The sequence below is a fragment of the Alicyclobacillus shizuokensis NBRC 103103 genome, assembly GCF_001552255.1.
Classification (GTDB): Bacteria; Bacillota; Bacilli; order Alicyclobacillales; family Alicyclobacillaceae; genus Alicyclobacillus_G; species Alicyclobacillus_G shizuokensis.
Map to the genome: position 1 here is coordinate 53,163 of NZ_BCQV01000002.1, position 14,564 is coordinate 67,726.

A 14,564-nucleotide genomic window follows, 5' to 3' on the forward strand; every position below is an offset into this window, starting at 1 on the left:
GGCGCCTACGGGCGGTGCGCGCTTGCCGCCCCAGGGCCTCTTTACCCAGTGTCCTGTAATGCATATGCTTGTACGGTGGGAAACATGTCCGAGCCCCCACGACTGACGGCGGAGGGATATGGATGGATAGCTTGGCACTCAGAGCCTTGGTGCGAGAATGGAAAGAAAAATACGTCGGCGCCCGCGTGGACCGGATTCATCAACCGAGCGACAGGACCCTGGTGCTCACCGTTCGCCAGGCGGGCACCCACCGTTTTGTCCTGTCTGCGGAGCGGGGCCGTGAGCGTGCCCATACCCTGTTTTTTGCGCGTCCCGACAATCCTGTCGATCCCCCCATGTTCTGCATGCTCGCACGCAAGCACCTGGTGGGCGGACGCATCCGGGACATCCGGCAACACGGGTGGGATCGCGTGTTGGATATCGTCATGGAGTCCGTCGACGAATTGGGTGATACGGCTGTGTTCACACTCACCTTGGAGTTGATGGGCAAGCACAGCAACTTGATTCTTTGCCGAGCCGATGCGGACGGGACCCCGACCCGGATTGTCGATGCCGTCGTCCGGGTTCCTTCCGACCTCAGTCGGGTGCGTCAGGTTTTGCCCGGTCTTATGTATGTCCGCCCCCCCACCCAGGGACGGCCGGCCATTGACCGCGTGACCCGGGACGACCTGGAGCCTCTGGCCGGCCTGGCGACGGACGATGCGAAGGCGTGGACGCGGGCCTTGATGCGGACGGTGGCCGGCGTGGGCCCAGTGACAGCGCGCGAGGCATTGGCGCGGGTGAGTCCTGAGACGGGTACCGGCGCGGCAGACCCGGAGCAGGTGGTGAGCACGCTCGCGACGCTCGCCCGCGCCGCCGCACTGGGCTTGGAGTCGGCCCACGTCGGACTGGATGAACTGGGGCGGGTCACAGCCTGCGCCCCCTTTCACCTGAGTGCATACGAGCGCTGCCAGGAAGTTCCGTCCTTCGACGAGGCGTTGGCCCGGTTTGCCGAGGAGCACGACGCCATCGAGGTCCTGACCGGACAGAAGGCAAATCTCATGCGCGCCCTCGCCGATCAGTTGGACAGACTGCGCGGCAAGCGGGTGAAATTGGAAACCGAGCTGGAACACGCGGAGGATCACGAATCCTTGCGCATCATGGGCGAGGTGTTGACCGCCTACGCCCACCGGGTCAACAAAGGGGCGACCCAGGTCACGCTGGAAAACTTTTACGACGACAACCGCCCCATCACCATCCCGCTTGATCCGTCCAAGTCTGCGACAGAAAACGCGCAGGCGTACTTCAAGCGGGCGAGCAAGCGCAAGCGCGCGCTGACCCTGGCGGCGGATGAACTGGCGCAGACCTTGGGCGACATGGCTTACCTGGAGTCATGCCTGCTGCAGGCGGAGGACGCGGACGCCGAGCAGCTGCCACTTCTGCGGGACGAATTGGCGGAACAAGGATTCCTCAAGCCCGGCCCGCGCCGCCGCGGCGACAGAGCCAAACACGCCGGGCGCCGCGGCGGGGCGCCGCAGTTTACCCCGTACACGTTCCGGAGCAGCGATGGTTGGACCATCCTGGTCGGCCGCAGCAACCAACAAAATGACCGGCTCACCCTGCGGCAGAGCCGGCCCCAGGACATCTGGATGCACGTCAAAGACCAACCCGGGTCTCACGTGGTCATCCGCCGCCAAGGTGAGACGGTGCCGGAGCGAACGTTGCAGGAGGCAGCCATGCTGGCGGCCTATTACAGCAAGGCTCGCGATTCGTCCAACGTCGCGGTGGATTACACGGACGTCCGCCACGTCTGGAAACCAGGCGGCGCCCGGCCCGGGCATGTGCTGTACAATCAGCAGCGAACCCTGTTTGTCACCCCGGATCGCTCGCAGATGCGGCCGCTGCTGGTGCAGATTGGCCAGCCGTCGAACAAGTGAGGAGCTTCCTCCGCCAACTCCTCGGGCAGGCTGGGCGACGTCTCCAACGGCCACCCCCACACGTAGCAGAGGGTTTGGGCCAGGTCCTCGCGGTTCACGTGTGCGGCCAACAGGAGGGCGAGGTGCTGGCCATGGCGGACCCATGCCTCATCCTGCACCTGCTCACGCCACCAGCGAGCCCAATGGGCGGCCTCGCGGCGGGAAGCCGCCATGGCGAACGTCTTCCAGAGTTCGAAATAGGTGACCATCGCCCGCAACCGCCCCTCTTCGCCGAGCCCGGCGAGGGTGGGCGGAATCTGCTGGGCGAGCAAAAACCCGTCTACCAAGGTCGATCCGATGACCGGCTGATTGGTGAACACCGGCTCGGCGATGGTCTCGATGACGCGCCACGTGCGCAGACAGAAGTCTTGCCCGCGACGTCCGCAGGGCACGGCGTCCAGAGCCAATTGGTACAGCCGGCTCGCCACCTGCTCGATGTCAAACACCTGCCCCTCCGCCAACAGGTGGTTGAACACCACGTGCCGGTAGGCCTTGATGACAACCACGGCGCCCGGCCAAAAGCGGCCTTGGATGTACAGCCGCCCCTGCCCCTGCAGGGCGTCCAGTACCGCGTATACCAAGCCGGTCTCCTTCTCCTTGATGGACACCCCGACTACCTCCACCCATTGCTCCACCAGGTTTTCGTGCACTTTGACCACGGCATCATGCTCCCCGCCGGGCAACGGCAGCCGCACGCCGATCTCGCGCATCACCTCGATGCAGTGCATGCCGGTGACCGAGTCGCTGGCCGAAGCCGCGCGCTTGGCGATGTCGCAGATCTGTTCGATGTTGTCCAAAGCGGCATGCCAGTCCCGTTTCTGGCAGGCGCGCTGATAGTCGCGGATGACGAGGTGCACGATACGCTCTGGTTTGAGCAGTTGAACCACCGCGTACATGTAGATCAGCATGCTGACAAAGCAGATGACGACCAGCACCAGGTCCGCGCTCATCTCCGGAACCAGGGCGCGGGGCAGCGGATCGCGAACGGGATCGCGGATTTTGGCCATCAAGACAAAGCTGTGCATGATGGTCACCAGGTACAGCAAAAATAACGACGCGTTGTACGGCAGGCGCATGTAGAAATCGAGTACGCGATGGGTGTAGTTGCTGGCGGCGAGTTGAATCGCGACCAGTATAATCGAAATGGCCAGTGCAAGAATGGTGGAGAGCGAAGAGACGATGGTATTCAGATAGTTGCGGGCCGTATCCGTGTCCCCGGTGAAGATCTCGGGCGGATACAGGAACACGATGGTAATCAGGAGCGCCGCCAGAAGCAGATGGAACGCCCAGGACGAGGAGACGCCGCGCAGGTGGCCAAAAACGGGTGCCATTCGTACGCTCTCGGGCCGCTGTCGCACGTCGTCGCTCTCTCCTTTGCCAAACTGGACTTTCCAAGTGGACTCGACTGATTTATTATGTATCAGGGTTTCAGAAATCATCAGGTTGCGATGTGAGAGGAGCGTCCTTGGCATGAGTACTCAGGTCAGCAAACGACTGGCGGCGGGCGCCAACCGTCCGGCTGCTGCAGAAAACGTGCTGACGTCCACACAGGCTGCCGTACACGCGGCGCTGACCCGCCTGGGCTATTCCGAAACGGTCTACGAACTGCTGAAGGAACCGGTGCGCACCCTGACCGTGAGGATTCCGGTGCGCATGGACAACGGAGACGTACAAGTGTTTACCGGATACCGTGCGCAGCACAACGATGCGATTGGCCCCACCAAGGGCGGCATACGTTTCCATCCCGCGGTCACGGTTGACGAGGTGAAGGCCCTCTCCATTTGGATGAGCATAAAATGTGGCATCTTCAATCTCCCCTACGGCGGCGCCAAAGGCGGCATCGTTTGCGACCCTCGGACCATGTCGATTCATGAACAGGAACGGCTGGCGCGCGGATATGTGCGGGCCGTCAGCCAGATTGTCGGACCCACGAAAGACATCCCCGCTCCCGACGTTTACACCAATCCCCAGATCATGGCCTGGATGTACGATGAATACAGCCGCATTCGCGAATACGACTCCCCCGGCTTTATCACCGGGAAACCGCTGGTATTGGGCGGATCGGCCGGGCGCGAGCGGGCGACGGCGCTTGGGGTATGCATCGCCATTCGCGAGGCGGCGGCCAAGCGGGATCGGAACCTGCAGGACCTGCGCGTGCTCATTCAAGGATTCGGCAATGTGGGCAGCAACGTCGCCGCCATCCTGCACGAATGGGGAGTCAAGGTGGTCGGCATCAGCGATGCCGGCGGCGGCCTGTATGACAAGGACGGCTTGGACATCCCCGAGTTGCTGGACCAGCGCGACTCGTTCGGCATGGTGACGACCAATTACTCGGAGGTTCTCCAGGGCGACGAATTTCTGGTGCAGGACTGTGATGTTCTCGTGCCCGCGGCCTTGGAAAACCAAATCACGGTCGAGAATGCGGACAAAATCCGGGCTTCCATCATCGTCGAAGCGGCCAACGGACCAACCACGCCGGCGGCGGAGCAGACGCTTCAGGAGCGCGGCGTGCTGCTCATCCCGGACGTGCTGGCCAACGCGGGCGGCGTCACCGTCTCGTACTTCGAATGGGTACAAAACAACCAGGGTTGGTACTGGACCGAGGACGAGGTGAACCAGCGCCTGGAGCGGATGATGGTGGCTTCCGTGCACAGCATCCTGCAGATGAGCGAGCGGTATCAGGTATCGCCGCGGCTGGCGGCCTACATGGCCGGTGTCCGGCCGTTGGCTGAGGCGATGCGCTGGCGCGGCTGGGTATAAGACATACAAGAAGTATGGGTGCCTGGGGCCAGGCGGGCGTCGCCTAGGGGCGGCGCCCGCCTGTTGTCTGTACACATCGAATATTTCACCAAGCGCATAGAAGTGATATACTTGCTATGTTCGGAACTCTCCGTAGGTGTCTCCGGTGGCGCGGATGGAGCGGTACCGGCCCGGCGCCGGGATTCCAATTCGCTACAGAAACAGGGTGTGAGGGGGAATGCGCAGTGTCTGACAAGTCACCAAACCGGCCCCAACCTGCGGCGGGACCGACGGCGGACCACAGCTCGCTTGCGGGAAAGCGTGTACAGACGGAAGGACTCACCCGCCGCCAGTTCCTTACATACGTCCTTGGTGGGACCGGTGCGTTCATGGGCACCATCATGGGCGCTCCGCTCATCGTCAGCGCATTTGATCCACTTCACCGTGGGGCGGGCGGCAGTTATGCTCGCACGTCATGGAAACCGTCCGACTTCAACGACAAGCTTCCAACCCACGTGACGTACAACATCCACATTGACGACGCCTGGAACTCGCAAGATAAACCGAACGACGTTTTTGTCATCAAGTATCAAAAGAAATTGATGATTATGTCCCATACCTGCACGCACCTGGGCTGCCACGTCAACGGTTCGGAGGAGAACGGGAAATCGGTAGCGCCCAAGTACGGGAATGGCAAGGAATGGTTCATGTGTCCATGCCACGGCAGCCAATACAACATCTATGGTGTGCCGACGCCCGGATCGCCCGCCCCGCGCCCGCTGGATCTCTACCAATATCGGGTAGAATCGGACGGAACCATATCCGTCGGGCCGTCGTTCCAACGGACGAATGACACCTGGGACGAAAATCCGAATCCGGAGGTCGAGTAGCGAATATCCTTTTGCCGCCGGACGCGCGCAGATGCCCTGGCCGCCGCGGGCATCACGCCCACCCTGCCAGGGCCGTCCACCACTACTCCTGCCCGAACGTCTCCGGGCTTTTCCGCCAGGACCGCAAGACCTCCACGCCCTCGGAGTCGATGTAGGCTTCTGTCCGCGCGACCTCAATCAACGTGTCGTAGTCCAACAGGGCGTGCGCAGGCACCCCGCTCTCCCGCACACGCTCACCCGTCTGCGGAAATCCGTAAGAGAAGATGGCCAGCACCGCCAGCACCTGCGCACCCTCTTGACGCAGTGCGTCGACCACTTGATAGGCGGATCGACCGGTAGACAGCGTGTCCTCAATGACCAACGTCCGCGCGCCACTCGGGAGGCGTCCTTCCACCTGGCGCCCGCGGCCGTGGGCTTTTGCGCTGGACCGGACGTACACCATCGGCAGCTGCAGCCGCTCCGACAGCCAAGCGGCGTGTGCAATGCCACCGGTTGCCGCCCCGGCCACCACTTCGGTTCCCGGCGCGTTGCTGCGTACCCATGCCTCAAACCCGTCTATCACCTGCTGCCGCAGCACCGGATAGCTCAGAATCAAGCGGTTGTCGCAGTAAATGGGAGACTTCCAACCGGAAGACCACGTGAACGGGTTGCGCGTGTCCAACTGCACCGCCCGAATCTGCAATAACCCACGCGCCAAGGCGCGGGATGAATGGATTTCATCCGACTGCATCGCTGTCACCGCTCGCCACCTCCGTTTCGCGCATGGTCAAGCGCCTGTCTCATTTCCTCCCAAATGTTGAACAGCGCCAGCTCCGGCTCCTCGGCCCTGGTCACCGCCCTGCCCAGCACCAGCCGCGTCGCCCCCAGCCTCAGGGCCTCTCCCGGCGTGAGCGTCCGCCGTTGATCCGCCCGCTCTGCGAAGGACGGACGGGTGCCCGGAATGACCAACTCAAACCCGGACCCAAAACGCGAGCGCAGCCGTTGCACCTCGCGGGCGGACGCCACCACGCCATCGAGTCCGCACTCTTTGACCAGCTGGGCCAACCGCACAACCCACTCCTGCGGCTCGCGGCCCATACCGATGTCCGCCAGGTCGTCGGCATCCAGGCTGGTCAGCACGGTCACGCCGATCAACAGCGGTCGGAAGGCGCTTTGTTCCACCGCCTCGCGCGCGGCGGTGAGCGCTCGGCGACCGGCGGCGGCGTGGACATTGACCATCTCCAGCGGATGCTGGCACAGGGATTTCGCTGCTCCCGCCACCGTGTTGGGAATGTCGTGCAGCTTCACGTCGAGGAACACCCGCTTGTGCCGCCGCGCCAACTCATCCAGGAGCTGCGTCCCGGAGGCGTAAAACAGTTCCAATCCCACCTTGTAGCCATCGACCGCGTCACCGAGACGGTCTATCCAGGCCCGCGCCTGCTCAGCATCCGGAACGTCCAGCGCCAGGTAGGTGCGCGCCCGAACCTCGTCGTACTCCGGACCGGCCAGCCGCTCCCGCAGGGTTGCGCGCGTCCATCGCTCACTCATGGGCGACCCCCGCCAGACTAGCCGTGCCGGCGGCGTCATCGCCGCTCGCCCTCGGGTACTGGACATCCGCCGTCAGCGGCGTCGTGCGAAAGCGGATGGTGGAGAGTACCTCCAGCAACGAGCGCGCCGTGTCCAGCGAGGTCAGGCAGGGCACCCCGTGCTCCACGGCCGTCCGGCGAATGCGGAAACCGTCCCGCTCCGGTTTGCGCCCTTTGGTCAGCGTGTTGATGACCAATTGAATCCGTCCGTCTCGAATGTCGTCCGCCAGGTTGGGCGTGCCCTGAGCCAGTTTATTGACCACCAGTACCGACAATCCTTTACCCCTCAGGAAGCGCGCTGTGCCTTCCGTGGCCGCCAGCTTATAGCCCAGCTCCGTGAAGCCGCGCAGGATAGGCCACGCCTCCTCCTTGTCCTTGTCGGCTATCGTAGCCAGAATCGTGCCGTATTCCGGCACGCGCGTGCCCGCCGCCAGCAGGCCTTTGTATAATGCCTTGGCATAGGTGGCGTCGCAGCCCATGACCTCCCCGGTCGATTTCATCTCCGGCCCCAGGTCGATGTCGACGCGCCGCAATTTGGCGAAGGAGAACACCGGAACTTTGACCGCCACCAGCGGCCGCTCCGGCACCAACCCGGTCTTCCATCCCAACTCGTCCAAGCGCTGCCCCAGCACCGCCTGCATACCGAGACGCACCATCGGCACCCCGGTGACCTTCGAGAGAAAGGGTACCGTGCGCGAGGACCGGGGATTGACCTCAATCACGTACACCTGCCCGCCGCTGACAACAAACTGGATGTTCACCAATCCCTTGACCGACAGCCCCCTCGCCAGACGGATGGTGTAATCGACCAACTGCTCCCGAACGGATTCCGACAGAGACTGGGTCGGATACACCGCAATCGAGTCGCCCGAGTGGACACCGGCCCGCTCAATGTGCTCCATGATGCCTGGGATGACCACCGTCTCGCCGTCGGAAATGGCGTCCACCTCGACCTCGGTGCCCTGCATGTAGCGGTCAATCAGCACCGGATGCTGATGAGAGACCTCAACGGCCTCCCGCATGTACGTCAGCAGCTCTTCGTCCGAGTAGATGATTTGCATCGCACGGCCGCCCAGCACATAGGACGGGCGCACCAGCACTGGGTAGCCGAGCTCGCCCGCTGCTGCCAACGCCGCCCCCACCGACGTCACGGTTCGCCCGTCGGGGCGTGGAATGCCCAGCTCCCGCAGCAAATCGTCAAACCGCTCTCGGTCCTCCGCCGTGTCGATGTCCTTAAGACTTGTTCCGAGAATGCGCACCCCCGCCTTCGCCAACGGCTCCGCCAGGTTGATGGCGGTCTGACCGCCGAACTGGACAATCACACCCTCCGGCTGCTCGCGGTCGATGACATGGAGCACATCCTCGACATGCAGCGGTTCAAAGTACAGCCGGTCCGAGGTGTTGAAGTCGGTCGATACGGTCTCCGGGTTGTTGTTGACGATGACAGCCTCATACCCGGCCTCGCGAATGGCCCACACCGCGTGCACCGAGCAGTAATCAAACTCGATGCCTTGTCCAATGCGAATCGGGCCGGACCCCAGCACCAACAGCTTGCGGCGCGGACTGTCGACCACCTCATCCTCTTCCTCGTACGTGCTGTAGTAGTATGGGGTGGCCGCCGCGAACTCGCCGGCGCAGGTATCCACCATCTTGTACACCGGAACCAGCCCGCGTTCCCGCCGCCATTGTCTCACTTCGAGGGGGTCTGCGCCGGTCAGCCGGGCCAAGGCGGTGTCCGGGAAACCGCGGCGCTTGGCCTCGACAATCAGGTCGGGATCCGCTTCAGCCAGTTTCCGGAACGATCCGTACCGCCTCCCGGCCGCTTTCAGCTCCGATTCCAGCCGCACCAGCCCCTGCAGCTTGTGCAGGAACCAACGGTCAATGCGCGTCCACTGGAACACCTTTTCCAGCGGCACCTGGCGCCGGAACGCCTCCGCGAGCACGAACAGCCGCTCGTCGTCGGCCTGCTTCAAGCGCCGCTCAATCTCCTCCATGCTCCACTCCGACGCTTCCTTTTGCCACAGGGAATCCACACCCACCTCGAGCGAACGGACGGCCTTCATCAGAGACTCTTCAAAGCAGCGGCCAATCGCCATCACTTCGCCGGTTGCCTTCATCTGCGTGCCCAAGCGCCGATTGGCGCTGCCGAACTTGTCAAAGGGCCAGCGCGGGATCTTCGTCACCACGTAATCAAGCGCCGGCTCAAAGCTGGCATACGTCTCGCCGGTCACCGGGTTTTTCAATTCGTCGAGGCTGTAGCCGACCGCAATCTTGGCCGCCATTTTGGCAATCGGATAGCCGGTCGCCTTCGAAGCCAGGGCGCTGGAACGACTGACCCGCGGGTTCACCTCAATCACGTAATACTGACGGCTGTCCGGATGAAGGGCGAATTGGATATTGCAGCCGCCCTCAATGCGCAGTGCGCGGATGACCGCCAGACTGGCCGAACGCAGCATCTGGTGATCCTGATCCGACAGGGTCTGGCTCGGGGCCACGACAATGCTGTCACCCGTATGAATGCCGACCGGATCGATGTTTTCCATGTTGCAGACGACGATGCAGTTGTCCTGGCTGTCCCGCATCACCTCGTACTCCAATTCCTTGAAACCGGCAATGCTGCGTTCCACCAAAACCTGGTGAATAGGAGACAGGGTCAGGCCCAGTTCGACAATCTCCTCGTACTCGTCCCACGTGGAGGCGATGCCACCGCCCGTGCCGCCGAGCGTATAGGCCGGTCGAATGATGATGGGGAAGCCGATCTCGCGCGCGAACGCCCGCGCTTCCTCCATATTGGTGACAATCGAACTCTCCGGCACCGGCTGCCCCAGCCGGTTCATCAGAGCGCGGAACTGTTCGCGGTCTTCCGCCTCGCGGATGGCCTCCAGCGACGTGCCGAGCAGCTTGACTCCTTCCTGTTCCAGCACTCCCATCTCCGCCAGCTGGACGGCCAGGTTCAGCCCGGTTTGACCGCCGAGGGTGGGCAACAGGCCGTCAGGCTGCTCGGCGCGAATGATCTGCGCCAGGAACTCCGGCGTCAGCGGCTCCAGGTACACCTTGTCGGCGATCTGCGGGTCGGTCATGATGGTGGCCGGATTGGAGTTGACCAGCACCACCTCATACCCCTCTTCCTTCAGCGCCGCACACGCCTGGGTGCCCGCGTAATCAAACTCGGCCGCCTGGCCGATGGTGATGGGCCCACTGCCAATCACAAAGATCTTCTTGATGTCAGTGCGCTTCGGCACGGGGCACCCAGCTCCCTTCCTTGACCTGGTCTATCATGTCCATGAACTCGTCAAACAGGTAATCCGAATCGTCCGGTCCGGGACGCGCCTCGGGATGATACTGGACACAGAACACCGGGTGTTTGCGGTGCGCCAATCCCTCCACCGTACCGTCGTTGCGGTTGATGTGCGTCAGCACCAAATCGGTTCCCGGCAGGGTATCCGGGTCAACCATGTAGCCGTGGTTCTGGGAAGTGATGGTGATGCGGCCGGTGCGCAGGTCCTGCACCGGATGATTGAGACCCCGGTGGCCAAAACGCATCTTTGTGGTTCCCGCGCCGCTCGCCAGGGCAATCAGCTGGTGCCCGAGGCAAACACCGAAGATGGGCACGCGGCCTATCAACTGACGAACGGTCTCCACCGCGTAGGGAGCGTGCAGCGGATTGCCGGGGCCGTTGCTCAACATCACGCCGTCCGGCTGCCACTGGAGGATTTCGGCGGCACTCGTGCGCGCCGGAACCACGATGACATCGCAGCGGCGGGCGAGCAGTGAGCGGACAATGCCCGCTTTCATGCCGAAATCGATGGCGACGATGCGGCGCCCTTCGCCCGGGCAGCGATACACCACGGGCGTGGTCACCCGGTCAATCCCATCCGTTGCCAGCGGTTCCTGCAAACGCGCCACCAGCTCGTCGGCCGGCGTGTCGCGTGTCGTCAGCACCGCCTTCATCGTGCCTTGGCTGCGGATGGCCTTGGTCAGCCGGCGCGTGTCGACGCCCGAGATGCCGATAATGCCGTGATCCGCCAGATAGCGGTCCACGGACCCGATGCTCTGAAAATGGCTCGGGGCCTGGCTCCATTCACGCACCACAAACCCTTTCACGTACGGTCGACGCGACTCCACGTCATCGACATTGACCCCATAGTTGCCGATGAGCGGATACGTCATCGTCACAATCTGCCCGTAATAGGACGGATCGGTCAAGACTTCTTGGTAGCCGGTCATTCCGGTGTTGAACACCACTTCACCCACGGTCTCGCCGTCGGCGCCGAACGCCCAGCCCGCGAACGTAAGACCGTTTTCCAGGACCAGGCGAGCGCGCCGCGGTTGCTTGCCTCGTGCTGCCAATTCCATGCCTCCTCGCGTAGTCGTCCAGCCGGTCAGCTGCTTTCTGCTCTTATCCCATCGTGTGAATCCGCACCCATTCCTCGTCGGCGTGGACGACGCGTCCGTCGACCAAGGTCAGGCTCGGCCAGCCGCGCACCAGCCAGCCTGCGAAGGGGGTGTTGCGGCCCTTCGAATAAAACCGTCCCGGCTCTATGGGACGCTCCCGCTCCAGATTGACCGCCACCAAATCGGCCGCCGCCCCCACGCGGAGGACACCACCCTGCAAACCAAAAGCCTGCGCTGGCGCAGTGGACATGCGGCGGACCAACTCCGCCAGCGGCATCTGCCCGGTCAGGACCAGGTGCGTGTAAAGCAGCGGGAAGACCGTCTCAATTCCCACCATGCCAAAGGGGGCGTCGGCAATCGGCTGCGCCTTTTCCAGAGCGGTATGGGGGGCGTGGTCCGTCGCCACCATGTCCAGGGTGCCATCGAGGAACCCATCCAGGCAGGCCTGCCGGTCCCGTTCGCTCTGCAGCGGCGGGTTCACTTTGTAGACCGCATCGTCACGGTCAATCACCGCGTCACTGAGCAACAGGTGGTGCGGGGTGACCTCGGCCGTGACGCGCACTCCACGCTGTTTGGCAAACCGTATCAAGGCCACCGCCGACTCGACGCTGACGTGGCAAACGTGCAGGTGGGCCCCTGTCTCCTCCGCCAGCAGAATGTCCCGGGCTATCATGGCCGCCTCCGCGGCCGCCGGGATGCCCCCCAGGCCGAGGCGATGCGCTGCTCCCAGCGCCAGCACTCCACCCGCCGACAGACTCTCGTCCTCTGCGTGGATGGCCACCGGCAGCCCCAACCGCGCCGCGTGGAACAGAGCCTCGCGCATCCGGCCGCCATGCTGCACGCCGTGTCCGTCGTCCGACAGGGCCACTGCCCCCGCCGCCTGCAGCGCGGCGAAATCGGTCAACTCGCCCCCCGCCTGTCCTTTGGTGATGCACCCCATCGGCAGCACCTTCGCGGCCCCGGCGGCCTCAGCCTGGTGGCGGACAAAGGTGATCCGCTCGGGAGTATCCAGCGGCGGCTTGGTGTTGGGCATGCACAGAATTTGGCTGAATCCCCCGGCCGCAGCCGCCCGCGCCCCGCTAGAAATCGTTTCCTTATCCTCAAACCCGGGCTCCCGCAGGTGTACGTGGACATCGATGAAACCGGGCAACAACACCTCACCCTGCAGCGACACCACCCGGTCGGCGGACGGCAAGTCGTCGCCAATCGCCGCGATGCGCCCCGACTCGTCATCGACCAGGACACTGGCCGCAGTTAGCGATCCGTCCACCAAATCCAACAACCGGCCGCCGTCAATACGAATTTTCATGCGTGCACCTCCGAAAGTCCGCGAACATATTGGCTGTCCATCGGTTCAGAAGGTGGACCGCCGCTGCCGAAGCTGGGCAAATATTCATCGAGCAGAGCCATGCGCAGGTACAGACCATTTTCCACCTGGCGAAAGTAGGCGGCTCGTGCGTCCGGGTCCAGCTCCGGGCTTAGCTCGTCCAGGCGCGGCAGGGGATGGAGAATGCGGGCGTGTTCCGCCAGCAGCGGCAGGTGCTCGGGACCCAACCGGCAGCGCGCGGCCTCCGCCGCCTCGTCTGCGTCCGCCAACCGCTCGCGCTGTACACGCGTCTGGTAGATGACGTCCGCTCCGAAGAGCGCCTCCGCGATGTCGTCCACCCGCTCCATCGCCAATCCTTCCGCCCGCAGTTGGGCTTCCAGTTCGCCCGGCAGAGCGAGCGAATCAGGGTGGCACAGCCGCACTTGGACGTCCTGGAACCGGGCCAGTAGCGGAAGCAGGGAATGGACCGTGCGGCCGTATTTCAAATCCCCTAGCAGGGTCACCCGCAACCCGTCCACACGGCCGCACTCCCGCCACATGGTGTACACATCCAACAACGCCTGGGTCGGGTGCTCGCCGGAACCGGACCCAGCGTTGATGATGGGCACCGGGCTGTACGGCGCCGCTTGCGCAATCGCCTGTTCTTCATCGTGGCGAATCACAATCAGATCCACATAGGTACCCACGACGCGGAAGACATCCGATAGCCGCTCGCCCTTTTTCGCCGAGGAGTTCTCGCGCGCGTTCTCCGCCCCCACCACACGTGCGCCCAAGCGCGCCGCCGCTGCCTCAAACGACAGCCGCGTGCGTGTGCTCGGCTCGTAGAACAAGGTGGCCAACACCGCCCCGTCATGGCGCGCCATGACCTGCTGCCGCGGCAACCCGCGCAACATTTCCGCAGCCTGAAACCAGCGCTCCACGTCCTGGCGCTCAAGCGATGCGGCAGAGAGCAAGTGTCTCATGCGCGCCCGCCTCCTGTTCGCGACGACGGCTCAAGCGCGCAAATCCAGACGTTGTCCTCTCCGTCCACCTCGGCCAGATGGACGACAACCTCCTCGTCGCGCGCCGTGGGCACATTTTTGCCGACAAAGTCGGGGCGAATTGGCAGCTCCCGATGCCCACGGTCCACCAGGGCGGCCAATTGCACCATACGCGCCCGGCCCACCAACATCAGGGCGTCCAGCGCTGCGCGAACCGTCCGTCCGGTGTACAGGACATCGTCCACCAGGACCACCACCTTGCCATGCACCCCGTCCTCCGGCAGCTCCGGCTTCCCCGGCCGCTGCAGAATGTCCGCGTCATCGCGAAACGGGCGCGGATTGAGCGCGTAGACCGGCGGACGCACGCCCTCGATGTCCAACAACCTATCCGCGATCCGCTTGGCCAGCGGCACCCCACGCGTGGTGACGCCGACCAGGACCACGTTGTCCAGCCCGTGATTGCGTTCCAGCAGCTCGTGCGCCATGCGCGTGATGGACCGACGCATCGCCGCTGCGTCCATGATTTGCGCCTTCTTGTGCATCGCATGTTCCACCTTTCATACCCGGGAGCACACAAAAACGACTGCTCCCTACATTTGGAAAGCAGTCGTCTACGACAAACATCCTCAAGCCAACCGCGCGATTGAGGATGATGTATACCGTTGTGCGACCCCTTTCCAACCTCACGGGATTGGATTAAAGGCAGTTCCAGT

At 63.5% G+C, this 14,564-nt stretch carries 11 protein-coding genes; 3 read left to right on the forward strand and 8 right to left on the reverse strand.

Annotated elements, in window-relative coordinates; genetic code table 11:
• Positions 1-122: 122 nt before the first annotated feature.
• The gene (locus ASH01S_RS00935) at positions 123-1,916 is read left to right on the forward strand and encodes an Rqc2 family fibronectin-binding protein (protein ID WP_067922077.1); all 1,794 of its coding nucleotides are present in this window, start codon (positions 123-125) and stop codon (positions 1,914-1,916) included.
• Here ASH01S_RS00935 and ASH01S_RS17765 read toward each other — a convergent pair.
• Entirely contained in the window at positions 1,832-3,313 is a 1,482-nt protein-coding gene (locus ASH01S_RS17765) for a DUF2254 family protein (protein WP_169794160.1), read from the reverse strand. The genes ASH01S_RS00935 and ASH01S_RS17765 overlap by 85 nt on opposite strands.
• Positions 3,314-3,425: 112 nt before the next feature.
• Here ASH01S_RS17765 and ASH01S_RS00950 point away from each other — a divergent pair, with 112 nt between their 5' ends.
• Entirely contained in the window at positions 3,426-4,715 is a 1,290-nt protein-coding gene (locus tag ASH01S_RS00950) for a Glu/Leu/Phe/Val family dehydrogenase (protein ID WP_067922085.1), read from the forward strand.
• A 224-nt stretch (positions 4,716-4,939) separates the two neighbouring features.
• Complete coding sequence (locus ASH01S_RS00955) at positions 4,940-5,584, forward strand: QcrA and Rieske domain-containing protein (RefSeq protein WP_067922088.1); 645 nt, start codon at positions 4,940-4,942, stop codon at positions 5,582-5,584.
• A gap of 82 nt (positions 5,585-5,666) precedes the next feature.
• Here ASH01S_RS00955 and pyrE read toward each other — a convergent pair whose 3' ends face one another.
• From pyrE to pyrR, 7 genes are read right to left on the reverse strand one after another with little or no spacing between them, the layout of a single operon-like run.
• Positions 5,667-6,314 carry an orotate phosphoribosyltransferase gene (gene pyrE / locus ASH01S_RS00960; RefSeq protein WP_067922277.1) on the reverse strand — a complete coding sequence of 216 codons (648 nt, stop codon included), beginning with the start codon at positions 6,312-6,314 and terminating at the stop codon, positions 5,667-5,669.
• A 5-nt stretch (positions 6,315-6,319) separates the two neighbouring features.
• Positions 6,320-7,111 carry an orotidine-5'-phosphate decarboxylase gene (gene pyrF / locus ASH01S_RS00965; protein WP_067922091.1) on the reverse strand — a complete coding sequence of 264 codons (792 nt, stop codon included), beginning with the start codon at positions 7,109-7,111 and terminating at the stop codon, positions 6,320-6,322.
• The gene (gene carB / locus ASH01S_RS00970; protein ID WP_083516707.1) at positions 7,104-10,391 is read right to left on the reverse strand and encodes a carbamoyl-phosphate synthase large subunit; all 3,288 of its coding nucleotides are present in this window, start codon (positions 10,389-10,391) and stop codon (positions 7,104-7,106) included. Before carB ends, pyrF begins: the two co-directional genes overlap by 8 nt.
• Positions 10,375-11,499, reverse strand: a complete 1,125-nt coding sequence (gene carA / locus ASH01S_RS00975; protein WP_245628880.1) for a glutamine-hydrolyzing carbamoyl-phosphate synthase small subunit — start codon at positions 11,497-11,499, stop codon at positions 10,375-10,377. Before carA ends, carB begins: the two co-directional genes overlap by 17 nt.
• A 49-nt stretch (positions 11,500-11,548) precedes the next feature.
• Positions 11,549-12,853 carry a dihydroorotase gene (locus tag ASH01S_RS00980; RefSeq protein ID WP_067922097.1) on the reverse strand — a complete coding sequence of 435 codons (1,305 nt, stop codon included), beginning with the start codon at positions 12,851-12,853 and terminating at the stop codon, positions 11,549-11,551.
• The gene (pyrB, locus tag ASH01S_RS00985) at positions 12,850-13,833 is read right to left on the reverse strand and encodes an aspartate carbamoyltransferase (RefSeq protein ID WP_083516708.1); all 984 of its coding nucleotides are present in this window, start codon (positions 13,831-13,833) and stop codon (positions 12,850-12,852) included. Before pyrB ends, ASH01S_RS00980 begins: the two co-directional genes overlap by 4 nt.
• Positions 13,830-14,393, reverse strand: a complete 564-nt coding sequence (gene pyrR, locus ASH01S_RS00990; RefSeq protein ID WP_067922100.1) for a bifunctional pyr operon transcriptional regulator/uracil phosphoribosyltransferase PyrR — start codon at positions 14,391-14,393, stop codon at positions 13,830-13,832. Before pyrR ends, pyrB begins: the two co-directional genes overlap by 4 nt.
• Positions 14,394-14,564: the final 171 nt, after the last annotated feature.